Here is a 14,572-nt window from a genome sequence, read left to right as displayed (position 1 = left end):
GATGACTGAGTATGAAAACCGTATTAATTGCGAACGGCGCTGTCTCTCATGCCGATTTTTGGGACAAGAAGCGCGATTGTTAACCTGACAGGCAAAACACCATGTTGATAAAGCAAAGCGACTACCACCGGATTTACCGTGTCATCAACAGCCTGCTCATCAACGAGAATACGGACCCTGCGACGGCCTGCATGTATTTCAGCACGTTTGGCGCGTTCATTCTGCAGCAGCAGTACAAGATCAAGGCTGTGCCGAAGGGCGGTCTTGCCGCTTACAATCTCGGTGGCACGTTGCTCCTGTTTGGGGATCATCGCGAAGATGGTTATGTGACCGGTGCTGGCGAGAATTTCCACTGCTGGGTCGAGGCGGACGGCTGGGCCATCGATTTCATGGCACCAGCATTTTCGCAAAGCGCAAGGCACCTCTCCGTGCCATCGAAAATGTTCCAGCGGCCGCTCTCGGAGATGGCAGGCTCCATCAACGATCTGAACCAGTCCGGCGATTTCTTCTACAAACCAGAGCCGGAAGCGATGGGTCGACGTTTTGCGGACTGGCACAAGCAGGGCATGATCGGCGATCTGGCGTCCATCGGCGCGGGCTGGTTCCGCAAGTCGCCAAAGCAGATGCAGAGTTCGATTTCTGTCAGCGACAGCAACGGCAAGAGCAGAACCATTCCGCTGGTCGGTAATACGCTCGTCGGGGTGTGGTGATCTCTATATATCGGGACAGAGGACGGCCAGCGTAATCTCGCGGCAGCCGCCTGACGTCAATCAGCAGCCCGACCCCGTTCTAAAGTTAACGGCAGTCGCGTCCTGACTGCCTTGTGACACCGAAGCCCCGTTTCGTCCAGATCATTGCGGATATTCTTAGCGGTATTTCAGGCCAGACGCGATTGCGGCAGGCGCGGCAAATTCTTGCCAGCGGCCTGTATCACGTTATCGAGAAACTGCCGGGACGCCTGTTCCCAGCTGTAGGTCTTCGAAAGCGCTACGGCTGCCTGCGGTGAGCAGGACAATGCAGCCAGACAGGCATTGCGCAGATCGTTGTCCAGCGCCCCTGCCTGCGGGTGTCCGCCCAGAATGTCGATCGGCCCCATGACGGGGAAGGCGGCGACCGGTACGCCGCTTGCCAACGCTTCGAGAATGGTGTTGCCGAACGTGTCTGTTTTCGACGGGAAAACGAAGACATCCGCCTGCGCGTAGGCCTTTGCGAGGTCTTCGCCGGTCTTCACGCCCGTAAAGAGCACGTTCGGATATTTCTCCTGCAGTTCGGCGCGGGCAGGGCCGTCACCGACGACGACCTTGGAGCCCGGCAGATCAAGGGCGAGAAATTCCGGCAGGTTCTTTTCGATGGCCACGCGGCCGACCGTCATGAAGATAGGGCGCGGCAGATCGAAAGGCAGTGACGTCTTCTCGCGCGGGTGGAACAGGTGGGCATCGATGCCGCGGCTCCAGCGCTTGAGGTTCCTGACGCCGCGTGCTTCCAGCTCGGTTTCAAGGCTCTGGGTTGCCACCATGCAGGTGTTTCCCCCGTTGTGGAACCAGCGGACGAATGCATAAAGCCAGCGTTCGGGTATGGGAAAGCGGGCGGCGACATATTCAGGAAAGCGGGTGTGGTAGCTGGTCGAAAAGCGCATGCCGTTCTTCACGCACCAGCGCCGCGCGATGAAGCCCAGCGGCCCCTCTGTCGCGATGTGTACGAAGGATGGCTGGCTCTTTTCGATCTCCGCTGCCACCCGCCGGTATCCGGCGATGGAGAGGCGTATTTCAGGGTAGGTCGGGCAGGGGATGCTGTGGAAATTCTGCGGTGTCACCATACGAACATCGACGCCGAGACGCGCCAGTTCCAGATTGGTGTTCTCGATGGAACGAACCACGCCGTTGACCTGCGGGTGCCAGGCATCTGTGACAATCGTGATTCTGGTCATGAACAGCCGATCCTGCTTGCATCCGCGCCGCCGAATCCCGTTTTGCGCGGTTCCGGCCCGTATATGCGGCGTGCGTGTTACAGGATCATGTCAACCGGCAAAGCGGTGTTTCAGCCAACCAGCGGCAGGAGGTCAGGGCTTATCAGTGCGCCGTGATGGCCGATTACGACGGCTGCTGCCTCAGCCGCGAAGCCTGCCGCGTCCTGAGGCGTGCTGCCGGTGATGTAACGGGCGAGGAAAGCGCCGTTGAAGCTGTCTCCGGCGCTGGTCGTATCTACAACGTCCACCGCCTGCATGGCAGGTGCATGGCTGCGCTTGCCACCAAAATCGAGCGTGGCACCCTTTGCGCCGTCCTTGACGACGATATCGGCAACGCCGAGTGCGCGGTAGCGGTCGATTGTCGCTTCGACGGAAGTATCGCCGAAATGGCTCGCTTCGTCATCGAAACTCGGCATCACCAGTGTCGCAGCGCGCGCGCCCTGCGAAATGGTGTCGAGCATCGTATCCTTGTCAGCCCAGAGGCGCGGGCGAATGTTCGGATCGAAAACCACCAGCTTGCCTGCGGCCTTGGCGCGGCGCAGTTCTGCAAGGAACGTATCGACGGCATTTGGCGCCGAGAGAATGGCGAGCGTGATGCCGGAGAAATAGACAACATCTGCGCTTTCAATCGTCTTGCGCAGATGATCTCCATCGTCGGCGAGTTGCCGGGCGGCGGCGGCATTGCGCCAGTAGCTGAAGGTGCGCTCGCCGTTCTTGAGGTTGATGAGATAAAGACCCGGCGTGCCGCCTTTTATGCGGCGTATGGTCTGCGTTCCGATTCCTGCGGCCTCGATGAATGCCAGCATGTCTTCCGAAAGGCTGTCATCGCCAAGGCCGGTGAAGTAATCTACGGACCAGTCTTGCGGCAGGCAGGCGCGCGCATACCAGGCGGTGTTGAAGGTATCGCCCGCGAAACCTTTGCGCAGTAGCCCGTCTCCAGCCTGCGACAGTTCCACCATGCACTCGCCAATCGAAAGAAACCGTCCGCCCACGCCTTGATCCTCCACTCGCTCTGGCGTTGGAATTACGACGCCAGACCTTGCCTGACAAGTCCATTGACGCGGATTGTGTGCATTTGCGAAGTTGGCGTTTACGGCAGGGCATCCGCTTTATATTCTCGGATTCGCCGCTATCAGGAGAGCCTTCATGCAGCCAACCCATGCCCCGGTCCAGAAACCTCATGTGCAATCGGACTGGTGGAAGGGGGCGGTGATCTATCAGGTCTATCCGCGGTCCTTTCAGGATACGACCGGTGACGGCTATGGCGATCTCGCCGGCGTCACGAAGCGGCTTGCCTACATCGCTTCGCTCGGTGTGGATGGTATCTGGCTCTCGCCCTTCTTCACTTCGCCCATGGCCGATATGGGGTATGACGTATCCGACTATTGCGATGTCGATCCGATGTTCGGCACGTTGGCGGATTTCGATGCGCTGATCGTGGAGGCGCACCGCCTCAGGCTCAAGGTCATTATAGATCAGGTGATCTCGCACACGTCCGACAAGCATCCCTGGTTCGTGGAAAGCCGGGCCAGCCGCACCAACCCGAAAGCGGACTGGTATGTCTGGGCGAACCCGAAGCCGGATGGCACGGCGCCGACCAACTGGCTTTCCGTGTTCGGCGGGCCGGCATGGGAATGGGACGGCGTGCGCAAGCAATATTACATGCACAGCTTCCTCGGTTCGCAGCCTGATTTGAATTTTCACAATCCGGAGGTTCAGGATGCTTTGCTTGACACTGTAAAATTCTGGCTCGACCGCGGTGTGGACGGATTTCGGCTCGATACCGTCAACCACTATTTCCACGACAAGCTGCTGCGCGACAACCCGCCGCTTTTCGATGACGAAAGCTTCGGCCTCGATGCGTCGGACGTCAATCCGTACGGTATGCAGGATCATCTCTATGACAAGACGCGACCGGAAAACGTTGATTTCCTCAAACGTTTCCGGGCCTTGCTCGACCAGTACGACGACCGCGCCACGGTTGGCGAAGTCGGCGATGGTGCGCGTTCACTGAAAACGGTTGCTGCATATACGTCCGGCAATGACAAGCTCAACATGTGCTACACGTTCGATCTGCTTGGACCCGATTTTACGGCGAAACATCTGAGAAACTCGGTCGAAAGTTTCCAGAAAGCGGTGACGGACGGTTGGGTATGCTGGGCCTTTTCCAATCATGACGTGGTGCGTCATCTCAGCCGTTTTGCCGGAAGCGTCGAGGAGCAGGTGCGGGTGGCGAAGCTGGCGATCTGCGTGCTTGCCAGTCTGCGCGGCTCCATATGTCTTTACCAGGGCGAGGAGCTGGCGCTGACGGAAGCCGAGCTTGCCTTCGAGGATCTGCGCGACCCTTACGGTATCCGTTTCTGGCCCGCCTTCAAGGGGCGCGATGGATGCCGCACGCCGATGGTGTGGGAAACGGGCACGCCGAACGCCGGTTTTTCGACTGCCGAAAAGCCTTGGCTGCCGGTGCCCTATGCCCATGCCATGCTGGCAACGGATGCGCAGGAGCGCAAACCGGATTCCGTGCTGAACCACTATCGCGCGGTTTTGGCATTCCGCAAAAGCCATGGAGCTTTGCGAGACGGCGACATGAATTTCATCAAGACCAATCTCGACGTGCTGGCCTTTACCCGCACGAAGGGAGAGGAAAAGCTGCTGTTCGTGTTCAATTTGACCCGCGAGCCGGTTGAATTCCCCATTCCCAAAGGTGTCGTCATCAGGGAAATCTTGCCGATGCCGGGCTTCACGCCGTTGTTCGATGCTGGAATTGTGGAGCTTGACGGTTTGGACGTGTTTTGCGGGGTCGTGGTGTGATGCATGGGGTGGTCATAACGGCGGGCAAGGCGTCCCTTGATGACTGGTCGCTTTTGCGGTCTCGACTGTGGTCTGACGCTTCACCTGCAGAGCACAAGGCCGAATTGTTGAATTTTTCCGACAAACAGGCCGGATTCATTGCCTATGACGCAGACGGCGCGTCCATAGGTTTTGCCGAGGTCAGTCTGCGGGAGGATTATGTGAACGGTTGCGATACGTCGCCTGTGGCGTTTCTGGAAGGCATCTACGTCAAGGAATCGTTTCGACGGCGCGGCGTGGCGGCCGCATTGGTCGCGGAGGTCACTCGCTGGGCCATCGGTAAAGGCGTGACAGAGCTTGCTTCCGATGCCGATATTTCCAACGTTCAATCTCACCACATGCATGAGGCAATGGGTTTTGAGGAAACGGAACGCGTCGTGTATTTTCGGAAGTCTTTGATTGAGGGTTGATAGGCGTACAAGTGAACGGCAGTCGCTCATTCCAGTCATTCGCCAATTATATCTCTCCTTCGTCAGATCAGTGCAAACCGATCGACATCCACCATTCCCCGATCTGAAATCTTCAGGTGTGGTATGACGGGCAGGGGCAGGAAGGCGACCTGAAGGAACGGTTCCTCGAGCGTGGTGCCGAGGGCGTAGGCGTTCTTGCGAAGATGGTGCAACGTGTCGCGTACTGCCTCGTAAGGCTCGAGACTCATCAGGCCCGCGACGGGTAGAGCGATTTCACCCGTCACCTTGCCGTCTTCGACAACCACGAAGCCGCCGTTGATTTCGCCGAGACGGTTTGCTGCGAGTGCCATGTCGTCCTCGTTGACGCCGACAACGCAGATGTTGTGGCTGTCATGTCCGACGGTGGAGGCGATCGCGCCCTTCTTCAGGCCGAAGCCCTGCACGAAGCCGTTGGCATGATTGCCGTTCTTGCCATGACGTTCGATGACGGCGACCTTGATGATGTCGTTTGTCAGATCGACAGTCGTCTGGTTGCCGTCAGTGGGGAGCTTGTAGCGGCGATGTTCTGTGATGATCTTGCCAGGCAGCACGCCTATGACCGGGCTTTCGCCATCGGTCGCGGGAACACTGAAATGTGCGGCGAGAACCTGCCTTGCCTTGACGCTGTTGAGGCCGACGGGGGCAACGGGTTTTCGGGTTGCGAAGAGTGCGTCATCGACCACTCTGCCAGCGGAGAGAACCATGCTGGCCTTGCAGTTCTGGAGCGTGTCGATCACCACCAGATCGGCTCGCCAGCCCGGTGCGACGAGGCCGCGATCCCGCAAGCCGAAGGCCTTTGCGGCAGAAATGGAGGCGGCGCGGTATATAGCCAGAGGCTCCACGCCGCTGGCGATGGCCGTGCGGATCATATAGTCGAGATGACCCTGCTCGGCGATATCGAGCGGGTTTCGGTCGTCGGTGCAGAGCGCCAGAAACGGCGAAAGACGCTCGGTGATGATCGGCATCAAGGCGTGCAGGTCTTTCGAAACGGATCCCTCGCGCACGAGGATATGCATGCCCTTGCGGATTTTCTCCAAGGCTTCCGCAGCGGTGGTGCATTCGTGCTCCGTGCGGATGCCAGCCGACAGGTAGCCGTTCAGTGCGGTGCCTGAAAGAAGCGGGGCGTGCCCATCGATATGCTGTCCCTGAAAGGCCTCCAGCTTTGCCATGCAAACCGGATCCTTGTGAACGACACCCGGAAAATTCATGAACTCCGCAAGGCCGATAACGTTCGGATGGTCGCGGAAGGGCAGCAGCTTCTCGATCGGCAAATCGGCGCCCGCCGTTTCCAGATGTGTCGCCGGGACGCAGGAGGACAGCTGAACGCGGATATCCATGATGGTTTCGACGGACGAATCCAGAAAGAAACGTATTCCTTCGGCACCGAGGACATTGGCTATCTCATGCGGATCGCAGATCGCGGTCGTGACACCATAAGGCAGAACGCAACGGTCGAATTCGTGCGGGGTCACCAGTGACGATTCGATATGAAGGTGGGTATCGATGAAGCCCGGCACAACGATCTTGCCGGTGATGTCGATTTCCTGGCGGCCCTGATAGGTTTCGCAGATGCCGACAATGGTGTCGCCGCAGATCGCGATATCGGATGCGACAAGCTCCCCTGTCACGAGATCGAAGAAACGGCCTCCCTTGAGAACGATGTCGGCCGGTTCGCGGCCGGTACCCTGGTCAATGCGCGCTTCAAGTGTGGAAACCATGTCGGACTTTCTTCGATTCATCTGTTCGCAGATTAAAGATCGAAGCTATCGAGCGCAACATCGGGTGTCGGCCCATACCGTTCTGTCCGGTCGTGTACCGGCCCGACGATGTTGGCGTCGGGCCGGTGGCGTGGTCATTACTCGGCGGCGACGATCTTGCCGTCCTGCCACTTGTAGAGCGTGAACGCCTGCGAGGTCAGGTCGCCGGTTTCGCCGTAGGTCACAGCGCCGATCGAGGTCGGGAAGGCTTCGCCGCTTTTCAGGACGGTGGCGACAGCTTCGGAATCTTCCGCGCTTCCAGCCTTTTCAATGCCGGCCTTCAGAACTTCGACGGCCGCATAGGCGTTGATGGTGAAGGCTTCCGCCGGAATGTTGGCTGCTGCAAGCGCATCGGCTGCGGCCTTGGAGTCTGCATTCTTCAGGGCATCCGAGGCGTTGGTGAACAGCGTGCCTTCGGCGGCCTTGGCGCCGATGTTCCAGAACTCGCTGTTGGACAGGCCGTCACCGCCGATAACGACTGCTTTCGAGCCAATGTCGCTCAGCTGGCGAACCAGCAGGCCGGCTTCCGGGTGATAACCGCCGAAGTAGATGATATCGGTGTTTTCGGATTTCAGGCGAGCCGTCAGAGCGCCAAGGTCCTTTTCACCGGGCGTCAGCGCATCGTAGAATACTTCGGTCACCCCACCCGCGTTCAGCGTTGCCTTGAAGGCGTCTGCCAGACCCTTGCCGTACGCACCCTTGTCGTGGATGATCGCGACCTTCTTGTCCTTCAGGCTCGCCAGCACGTACTTGGCGGCGACTTCAGCCTGCTGGTCGTCACGCCCGCATGTACGTAGCACGTTGGAAAGGCCACGGTTCGTCAGATCGGGAGCCGTTGCGGTCGGCGTTACCATCAAGATGCCGTTTTCGGCAAACACGTCGGAAGCCGGAATGGCGACGCCGGATGTCACAGGGCCAACAACGAAACGGACGCCTTCAGCTACCAGCTGGTTTGCTGCGGAAACGCCCTGCTTGGGCTCGCCGCCGTCATCGGCGAGCTTGAGGACAACCTGTTCGCCGAGGATGCCGCCCTTCTTGTTGATTTCGTTGACGGCAGTCTGCGCGCCGTTCTTGACCTGGTCACCATAGGCGGCGACGGGGCCGGTCAGGGGGGCAATCAGGCCGATGACGATTTCAGCATGGGCAAGCGGTGCGAAAGCGAAAGACGCGGCGAGCGTCACGCTGGTCAAAGTTTTCAGTTTCATCCTGGTGTCTCCTTGGAATGGGTCCTTGACCCGGTATGCGTCTTGGCCGCAGCCTGTTTCGGCTATTGCTGACGTCTCGACGCGAAAACCCGTTTCATGTTTGAATTCCGGATGTTCAAATCAGTTCATAGGAAAGGTTTGCTGGTTTAGGCAAGTCGTCTTTGACGCTGTTCCGTCCATAGCCGGTAAATCGATTGCGATCCGGCTTGGAAACGCGTGGTTTCACTATACATCTATGGCATCGCTGATGCTTGGCGTTCGCTTTGCCGTGGAGGATAATGGTGACATGAAAACAGTGGATGATGAATTTCTGGCCACGCTCCCCGTCTTTCAGCATTTCGAAGACGTCGCTGATCCGGCTCTGTATCGCGCCCTGCCGACCGGCTGGGGACTGGCTATTGCCGACATCGTCGATTCCACCGCCGCGATCAACGCCGGCCGATACAAGACGGTCAACATGGCAGGCGCCGCCGTGATTTCAGGTGTGTCGAACAGTCTCAACCGCCATGACCTGCCGTTCGTTTTTGGTGGTGATGGCGCGGCTGTCGCCGTGCCACCGGATGCGGTGCATGCAGCCAGCACAGCGCTTTCGAACGTGCAGCGGTGGGTGAGGGACGAACTCGACCTGACGATGCGTGTGGCGCTCGTTCCTATTGCGGATATACGCGACAATGGCTTCGATGTTCGCGTCGCGCGGTTTCAGGCCAGCGAAGATGTTTCCTATGCAATGTTTTCGGGGGGCGGTAACAGTTGGGCCGAAGAGCGCATGAAGGACGGCCAATACGGCGTTCAGGAAGCTGCCGAGGGAGCAAGGCCCGATCTGACAGGCCTTTCCTGCCGATGGAACCCGATCGAGGCGACCCACGGCAAGATCGTATCCATCATTGCAGTACCGGGCGCCTTGCGGGACATGCCAGCATTCCGAACCCTCGTCGCGGATATCGTCGATCTGGTTGGCGACGATGCAAGGCAGGGGCATCCGGTGCCGGAAGACGGTCCGAAACTTGGTTTCGTTCGCGAGGGGCTCGGGCTGGAGGCGCATGCGCGTTCCGGCTATCACGATTATCTCGGGGCGATACGCAGTTCGCTACGGATCCTGGCGGAGAGCTTTCTCGTCAATATCCTCCAGTTCTCAGGCCTTTCGCTCGGGAGGTTCAATGCAGCGCGTTATCGCCGTTCGGTGGCCAGCAATACCGACTTCCGGAAGTTCGACGACGGATTGAAGATGACGGTCGACATGGATGCAGCGCGGTTTGAAACACTGCGCTCGCGGCTGGAGGAGGGGTATGCCGCGGGGATCTGTTATTACGGGCTGCATGAGCAGGATGCCGCGCTGATGACCTGCATTGTGCCTTCTCCGCTGTCGAAGGATCATATGCATTTCGTCGATGGCGCATCCGGTGGATATGCCGCCGCTGCCAGCAAGCTCAAACAGCAGGTTCTTCTTGCCCGTTCCGCGTGACCTAAGATCCTTACAGCAAAAAACCGACTTGAAAGCCGGTTTCGGATATTACCCCAGTCGACGCCTCGTCTGAACAGGCGTCATCACATCAGGCAGCGGAACGGTTGCTTTTCTGCGACTGGCAATAGATTTCCTCAAGCGAAGCGAGGATCTTCTTCACCGACTCGGAATTGCTGGAGTAATAAATGGTCTGAGCGTCTCGACGTGTCTTCACCAGACGTTGTGCCCGTAATTTGGACAGGTGCTGCGAAAGTGCGGACTGGCTCAGGCCAACCCGTGAAGCGAGAACTCCTACCGGAACTTCAGTGTCGACAAGCGTACAGAGGATCAACAGGCGCTTTGGATTAGCCATTGCAGAAAGCAAGTCCGCAGCAGCGATGCTGTGATCCGATAGAGATTCGTTGTCCATACGCTCAAGTCTCCTGATGGCAGTCGCAATAACTGTCATGGTGGCTGTTATCGGTGTTGTAGGGGCGTTTTAAAGTTCTACGGGCACGTTGTATATACTTAAATCTCGCTTATGTCGTGCTCCTTTTCTGATGAAAATCGCGTGATGATCTAGTGCGCAAACGAGGCTAAAATTGCTGAATCGATGCCCGATTTTTGTTTGAAATCCCTGAATATGCATTTTGTCGGCATAACATTCCGCGACTCATGTGGTTAAAAAACAGGCGTGAGGCCGCTATTTTCATAAGCGCTGTTTTAGCATCAGCCCGTGCTGCCCCCTTAAAATTAGTATCCGTTGTCACCTCATATTCGAGATTGAGCGTTTTTTTTCAGTTTGCAACGGGTTTCTTCTTAAAATGATTATTCCATGTAATCTTTTTCTCGAAATTTGCATTCCAGCCGCAGTTGGCGTGGTCTGTTCCAAGTATAAAGGCTCTTCCTCATGGAAAAGCCGGCTTTCAGAACTTACGAGCACTACTTTTTACGGTGCCGTGTCAGTCCGCTGACCACATCGTCCGCCGAAATCGTACCGACGATCGCGCCGTTATCGACAACGCCGACTGCGCCGGAATGTCTAGCCAGCGCGTCGAGAATATCGATCAGAGGCGATGACGGGTGCGCTGTCGCAGCGACGTTAAGACGGCCGTTTTTCTCATCGATGCCACGGCTCATGACATCCGCGGCGGTCAGCATGGAAATGGGGTTCATGTTCTGAACGAAATCCGCCACATATTGCGTGGCTGGCTGCCTGACGATCTGTTGCGGCGTGCCGCACTGGATGATCCGCCCGCCTTCCATCATGGCGATGCGGTTGCCGATCCGGAACGCCTCATCCAGATCGTGGCTGACGAAGAGGATGGTTTTCTTCAGACGGCTCTGGAATTCCAGAAGTTCATCCTGTAGACGGCTTCTGATAAGCGGATCGAGTGCCGAAAAGGGTTCGTCCATCAACAGGATGGGTGCGCCAGTCGCAAAGGCGCGCGCCAGCCCGACGCGCTGCTGCATGCCGCCGGAAAGCTCCGCGACTTTCTTGTCCGCCCACTGGGAAAGATTGACGAGCTCCAGTTGCTCATAGACGAGCCGCTTGCGCTCTGTCTCCGGTACACCGGCAAGCTCAAGGCCGAAACCGACATTTTCAGCGACGTTTCGCCAGGGCAGCAGACCGAACTGCTGGAAGACCATTGAAACCGTGTGCATGCGCAGATGGCGCAAGGACTTCGCCGTCGTGCGGTACGGGTCGACATATCCGGACTGCCCCTTGATCGAGACATTGCCACGTACAACCGGGGCAAGGCCGTTGACGGCGCGCACCAGTGTGGATTTTCCCGAGCCCGAAAGTCCCATCAGGACGAGAATCTCGCCTTCCCTGACCGCCAGGGAGGCGTTCGCGACGCCGAGCACCAGTCCCGTTTCGGCGTTGATCTCCTCGCGTGACTTACCCATATCGATTAGCGGCAGGGCTGGTCCGGGGCGGTTGCCGAATACGATATCGACGTTTCCGAAAATGATTGCGTCGGTCACAGGTCATCCTCCGAGCCGGGAAGGCGGAAAAGCCGGTCCAGAACGATCGCCAGAATGACGATGCAAAGGCCCGCTTCAAAACCCATTGCGATGTTCACGGTGTTGAGGGCGCGTACCACCGGCACGCCGAGGCCGTTCGCACCGACGAGGGCGGAAATCACCACCATTGAAAGCGAGAGCATGATCGTCTGGGTCAGGCCGGCCATGATCTGCGGTGCGGCGAAGGGAAGTTCCACCTTGCGAAGAACCTGACCCGGTGTTGCACCGAATGCCACGGCTGCCTCGACGAGAGCTGGCGGGGTGGAGATGATGCCCAGACGGGTGAGGCGAATGGGGGCGGGAATGGCAAAAATCACCGTGGCGATAAGGCCGGGAACCATGCCGAGGCCGAAAAGGACCAGCGCCGGGATGAGGTAAACGAAGGTGGGTATGGTCTGCATGAGGTCCAGAGCCGGACGCATCGCGGCATAGATCCATTTGCGGCGTGCGGCCAGGATGCCGAGCGGTATGCCGATGAGCATGCAGACTGCGCTTGCGGCGATAACGAGCGCCAGGGTCTCGGTTGTTGCCTTCCAGTAGCCGAGATTGATGATGAGCAGCAGCCCGACGACGGTGAATATTGGCATTCCCGCCGAGCGGCGTGTCCATGCTGACAGGGCTGTGAGGATCGCAACGATCACAAGGGGGTGGGGAGCCTGGAGAAGATAAAGCAAAGCGTCGATGACGCTCTGGAAAATGTACGATAGCCAATCAAAGAAAAAAGCAAGGTTGCCGGTCAGCCAGTCAATGGCGTCCTTGGCGTATCGGCCGACGGGCAAGCGGTTTTCAGGAGCGCTGAGCCATTCCACGGTAAGATCGAACCTTTCGCGAACAGGTGCTGGAGCGACGGCCGGCAGTCTGTGTGCCACCGGGAGCCGGGCGAGCGAATGGCCATCGATGCGACAGGGTTTATCGCGGTGATCGCCATGCGCAGGTAACATTTCATGCATCGCTGTCACCGGGCATGCAGAAAAAAACGCCCGGCGCAGTCATGTCATGTTGTCGCGTTCTTACAGGCCCAGTGCCTTCTTGACCGCGGGCAGGGCGTCTGCACTTCCATCCTTGGTCTTGACGTTGGCAAGCCATGGCTCAATTGCCGCTGGATTGGCTTTCAACCATGCGGTTGCGGCGGCTTCGCCTTCAAGGCCGTCATTCAGGATCTTGCCCATGATCTCGTTTTCCATGGGAAGCGAGAACTGCAGGTTCTTGAGAAATGCGCCGACATTGGGGCACTCTTCGGTATAGCCCTTGCGAACGTTGGTGTAGATCGTCGCACCGCCGAGGTTGGGGCCGAAAACGTCATCGCCGCCCGTGAGGTAGGTCAGCTTGAAGTTCGCATTCATGGGATGCGGCTCCCAGCCGAGGAACACGATCGGATCGCCGGATTTTTCGGCGCGTGCAACCTGTGCCAGCATGCCCTGTTCCGATGATTCGACGACTTCGAAGCTCTTGAGGCCGAAGGTATCCTTCGCAACCATGTCGAGGATCAGGCGATTGCCGTCGTTGCCCGGTTCGATGCCGTAGATCTTGCCGCCGAGTGCGTCGCTGTGGGCGGTAATGTCCTTGAAGTCCTTGATGCCAAGTTCAGCGCCCTTGGCATTGGTCGCCAGCGTGTATTTTGCACCCGTCAGGTTTTCGCGCAGCGTTTCGACGGACTTGTCTTCGCGGTATGGAGCTATGTCGGCTTCCATGGTCGGCATCCAGTTGCCGAGGAATACATCGATGTCCTTGTTCTTGAGGGAGGTGTAGGTGACCGGAACGGAGAGCAGCTTGACGTCCGTTTCGTAACCCAGGCTTTTCAGCAATACGGTCGCCGTGGCGGTTGTGGCGGTGATATCGGTCCAACCGACATCGGAGAAGCGAACCGTACCACAACTTGCGGGTTCTGCCGCATTCGCACCGGCCGCGCCGAGGGCCAGCGTGGAGATTGCCGCGGCAAGTGCCAGACAGCGATTTCTATTTGCAAACATTGCTTGCTCCCTTTTTTAGTTCCCTGCCATTATCAATATCTGCCCTGCACAATCAACTCATGTGCATTTGCGTGTTTTGCCGCACCGTTTGCGACACGCCCGACGAATCGTCCGGTTTTTGCGCTGGCCGGACGTATTCCTGCCGGTGGGAAATCTGTGTTTTTCATCGCAGACCACTTTCCAACCTTTGCCATCCCCGTCAAAAGACGCGCCATAAGGAGTGCATGATGGCCAAGCTCTATTTCAATTATGCGGCAATGAATGCCGGCAAGTCGACCATGCTGCTACAGGCATCCTACAACTATCAGGAGCGCGGCATGCGCACCCTGATCTTTACCGCAGCCTTTGATGACAGGGCCGGTGTCGGTAAGGTTGCCTCGCGCATTGGCCTTTCCTCCGATGCGCTGACATTCGATGACAGCACCGACATTTTTACGGAAGTCGAGGCCTTGCATGGGCAGGCCGCTGTCGCCTGCGTGTTCGTTGACGAAGCCAATTTCCTGTCCGAGCACCATGTCTGGCAGCTTGCCGCCATTGCCGACAAACTCAACATTCCGGTGATGGCATACGGTCTTCGCACCGATTTTCAAGGCAAGCTGTTTCCGGCCTCGAAGGAACTGCTCGCCATCGCCGACGAGTTGCGCGAGATTCGTACCATCTGCCATTGCGGACGCAAGGCGACCATGGTGGCGCGCTTCGATCAGGACGGCAAGGTCGTGAAGGAAGGCGCCCAGATCGATGTGGGCGGCAACGAGAAATATGTTTCCTTCTGCCGTCGCCACTGGGTGGAAACCGTCAAGGAAAGCTGACGGTCTGCGTCGCCTTGACGCATTTGATTTTTCTCAAAGTCGCCAATCCTGCCCGGGTGTTAAGCCACCCACGCGCATTCGCGCCGACGTGGTGTCG

13 protein-coding genes are annotated in these 14,572 nt (G+C 58.0%); 5 read left to right on the top strand and 8 right to left on the bottom strand.

Annotation, left to right across the window (positions count from 1 at the left end; translation table 11 throughout):
- The first annotated feature begins 101 nt into the window (after positions 1 to 101).
- Entirely contained in the window at positions 102 to 710 is a 609-nt protein-coding gene (locus tag N7578_RS19585; protein ID WP_311111894.1) for a DUF2026 family protein, read from the top strand.
- 167 nt (positions 711 to 877) lie between these two features.
- Here the strand turns inward: N7578_RS19585 and N7578_RS19580 are convergent, their stop codons facing one another.
- Both N7578_RS19580 and N7578_RS19575 read right to left on the bottom strand, forming a co-directional pair.
- Positions 878 to 1,927 carry a bifunctional monoglucosyl/glucuronosyl diacylglycerol synthase gene (locus tag N7578_RS19580; RefSeq protein ID WP_311111893.1) on the bottom strand — a complete coding sequence of 350 codons (1,050 nt, stop codon included), beginning with the start codon at positions 1,925 to 1,927 and terminating at the stop codon, positions 878 to 880.
- Between the two features lie 110 nt (positions 1,928 to 2,037).
- Positions 2,038 to 2,958 (bottom strand): sugar kinase, encoded by a 921-nt coding sequence (locus tag N7578_RS19575; RefSeq protein WP_311111892.1) that lies wholly within the window; start codon positions 2,956 to 2,958, stop codon positions 2,038 to 2,040.
- Between the two features lie 154 nt (positions 2,959 to 3,112).
- On the opposite strand from N7578_RS19575, the gene N7578_RS19570 reads away from it, so the two are divergent.
- On the top strand, positions 3,113 to 4,777 hold the full coding sequence (locus N7578_RS19570) for an alpha-glucosidase family protein (protein ID WP_311111891.1): 1,665 nt from the start codon (positions 3,113 to 3,115) through the stop codon (positions 4,775 to 4,777).
- Positions 4,777 to 5,226, top strand: a complete 450-nt coding sequence (gene aac(6') / locus N7578_RS19565) for an aminoglycoside 6'-N-acetyltransferase (RefSeq protein ID WP_311112564.1) — start codon at positions 4,777 to 4,779, stop codon at positions 5,224 to 5,226. Before N7578_RS19570 ends, aac(6') begins: the two co-directional genes overlap by 1 nt.
- A 62-nt stretch (positions 5,227 to 5,288) precedes the next feature.
- Here aac(6') and ade read toward each other — a convergent pair whose 3' ends face one another.
- Together ade and N7578_RS19555 are read right to left on the bottom strand one after the other, a co-directional pair.
- The gene (ade, locus tag N7578_RS19560; RefSeq protein WP_311111890.1) at positions 5,289 to 6,983 is read right to left on the bottom strand and encodes an adenine deaminase; all 1,695 of its coding nucleotides are present in this window, start codon (positions 6,981 to 6,983) and stop codon (positions 5,289 to 5,291) included.
- Positions 6,984 to 7,120: 137 nt separating this feature from the next.
- Complete coding sequence (locus N7578_RS19555; protein ID WP_311111889.1) at positions 7,121 to 8,227, bottom strand: branched-chain amino acid ABC transporter substrate-binding protein; 1,107 nt, start codon at positions 8,225 to 8,227, stop codon at positions 7,121 to 7,123.
- A gap of 286 nt (positions 8,228 to 8,513) precedes the next feature.
- On the opposite strand from N7578_RS19555, the gene N7578_RS19550 reads away from it, so the two are divergent.
- Complete coding sequence (locus tag N7578_RS19550) at positions 8,514 to 9,689, top strand: DUF3095 domain-containing protein (protein ID WP_311111888.1); 1,176 nt, start codon at positions 8,514 to 8,516, stop codon at positions 9,687 to 9,689.
- An 88-nt stretch (positions 9,690 to 9,777) separates the two neighbouring features.
- On the opposite strand, the gene N7578_RS19545 is transcribed toward N7578_RS19550, so the two are convergent.
- The 4 genes from N7578_RS19545 to N7578_RS19530 form a co-directional block, all read right to left on the bottom strand.
- The gene (locus N7578_RS19545) at positions 9,778 to 10,098 is read right to left on the bottom strand and encodes a metalloregulator ArsR/SmtB family transcription factor (protein WP_311111887.1); all 321 of its coding nucleotides are present in this window, start codon (positions 10,096 to 10,098) and stop codon (positions 9,778 to 9,780) included.
- A 512-nt stretch (positions 10,099 to 10,610) separates the two neighbouring features.
- Complete coding sequence (choV, locus tag N7578_RS19540; RefSeq protein WP_311111886.1) at positions 10,611 to 11,657, bottom strand: choline ABC transporter ATP-binding protein; 1,047 nt, start codon at positions 11,655 to 11,657, stop codon at positions 10,611 to 10,613.
- A complete protein-coding gene (gene choW, locus N7578_RS19535; RefSeq protein ID WP_311112563.1) occupies positions 11,654 to 12,505 on the bottom strand; it encodes a choline ABC transporter permease subunit in 852 nt (283 codons plus the stop codon). The genes choV and choW overlap by 4 nt, the downstream gene beginning before the upstream one ends.
- Before the next feature lie 201 nt (positions 12,506 to 12,706).
- Positions 12,707 to 13,666: a choline ABC transporter substrate-binding protein gene (locus N7578_RS19530; protein ID WP_311111885.1), complete on the bottom strand. Its 960-nt coding sequence runs from the start codon at positions 13,664 to 13,666 to the stop codon at positions 12,707 to 12,709.
- A 227-nt stretch (positions 13,667 to 13,893) separates the two neighbouring features.
- Between N7578_RS19530 and N7578_RS19525 the strand changes: the two genes are divergently transcribed.
- Positions 13,894 to 14,475, top strand: coding sequence for a thymidine kinase (locus N7578_RS19525; RefSeq protein WP_311111884.1), 582 nt, complete (start codon positions 13,894 to 13,896; stop codon positions 14,473 to 14,475).
- Positions 14,476 to 14,572 lie beyond the last annotated feature (97 nt).

The sequence above is a fragment of the Agrobacterium tumefaciens genome, assembly GCF_031801495.1.
Taxonomy (GTDB): domain Bacteria; phylum Pseudomonadota; class Alphaproteobacteria; order Rhizobiales; family Rhizobiaceae; genus Agrobacterium; species Agrobacterium tumefaciens_K.
This window is presented reverse-complemented; position numbering and strand designations above follow the sequence as displayed.

What these genes read in the sequence shown, in the direction of transcription:
- N7578_RS19580 (WP_311111893.1), bottom strand. Translation starts at nt 1,927, where the DNA reads ATGACCAGAATCACGATTGTCACAGATGCCTGGCACCCGCAGGTCAAC.
- N7578_RS19545 (WP_311111887.1), bottom strand. Translation starts at nt 10,098, where the DNA reads ATGGACAACGAATCTCTATCGGATCACAGCATCGCTGCTGCGGACTTG.
- ade (WP_311111890.1), bottom strand. Translation starts at nt 6,983, where the DNA reads ATGGTTTCCACACTTGAAGCGCGCATTGACCAGGGTACCGGCCGCGAA.
- N7578_RS19570 (WP_311111891.1), top strand. Translation starts at nt 3,113, where the DNA reads ATGCAGCCAACCCATGCCCCGGTCCAGAAACCTCATGTGCAATCGGAC.
- N7578_RS19550 (WP_311111888.1), top strand. Translation starts at nt 8,514, where the DNA reads ATGAAAACAGTGGATGATGAATTTCTGGCCACGCTCCCCGTCTTTCAG.
- N7578_RS19585 (WP_311111894.1), top strand. Translation starts at nt 102, where the DNA reads ATGTTGATAAAGCAAAGCGACTACCACCGGATTTACCGTGTCATCAAC.
- N7578_RS19555 (WP_311111889.1), bottom strand. Translation starts at nt 8,227, where the DNA reads ATGAAACTGAAAACTTTGACCAGCGTGACGCTCGCCGCGTCTTTCGCT.
- N7578_RS19525 (WP_311111884.1), top strand. Translation starts at nt 13,894, where the DNA reads ATGGCCAAGCTCTATTTCAATTATGCGGCAATGAATGCCGGCAAGTCG.
- N7578_RS19530 (WP_311111885.1), bottom strand. Translation starts at nt 13,666, where the DNA reads ATGTTTGCAAATAGAAATCGCTGTCTGGCACTTGCCGCGGCAATCTCC.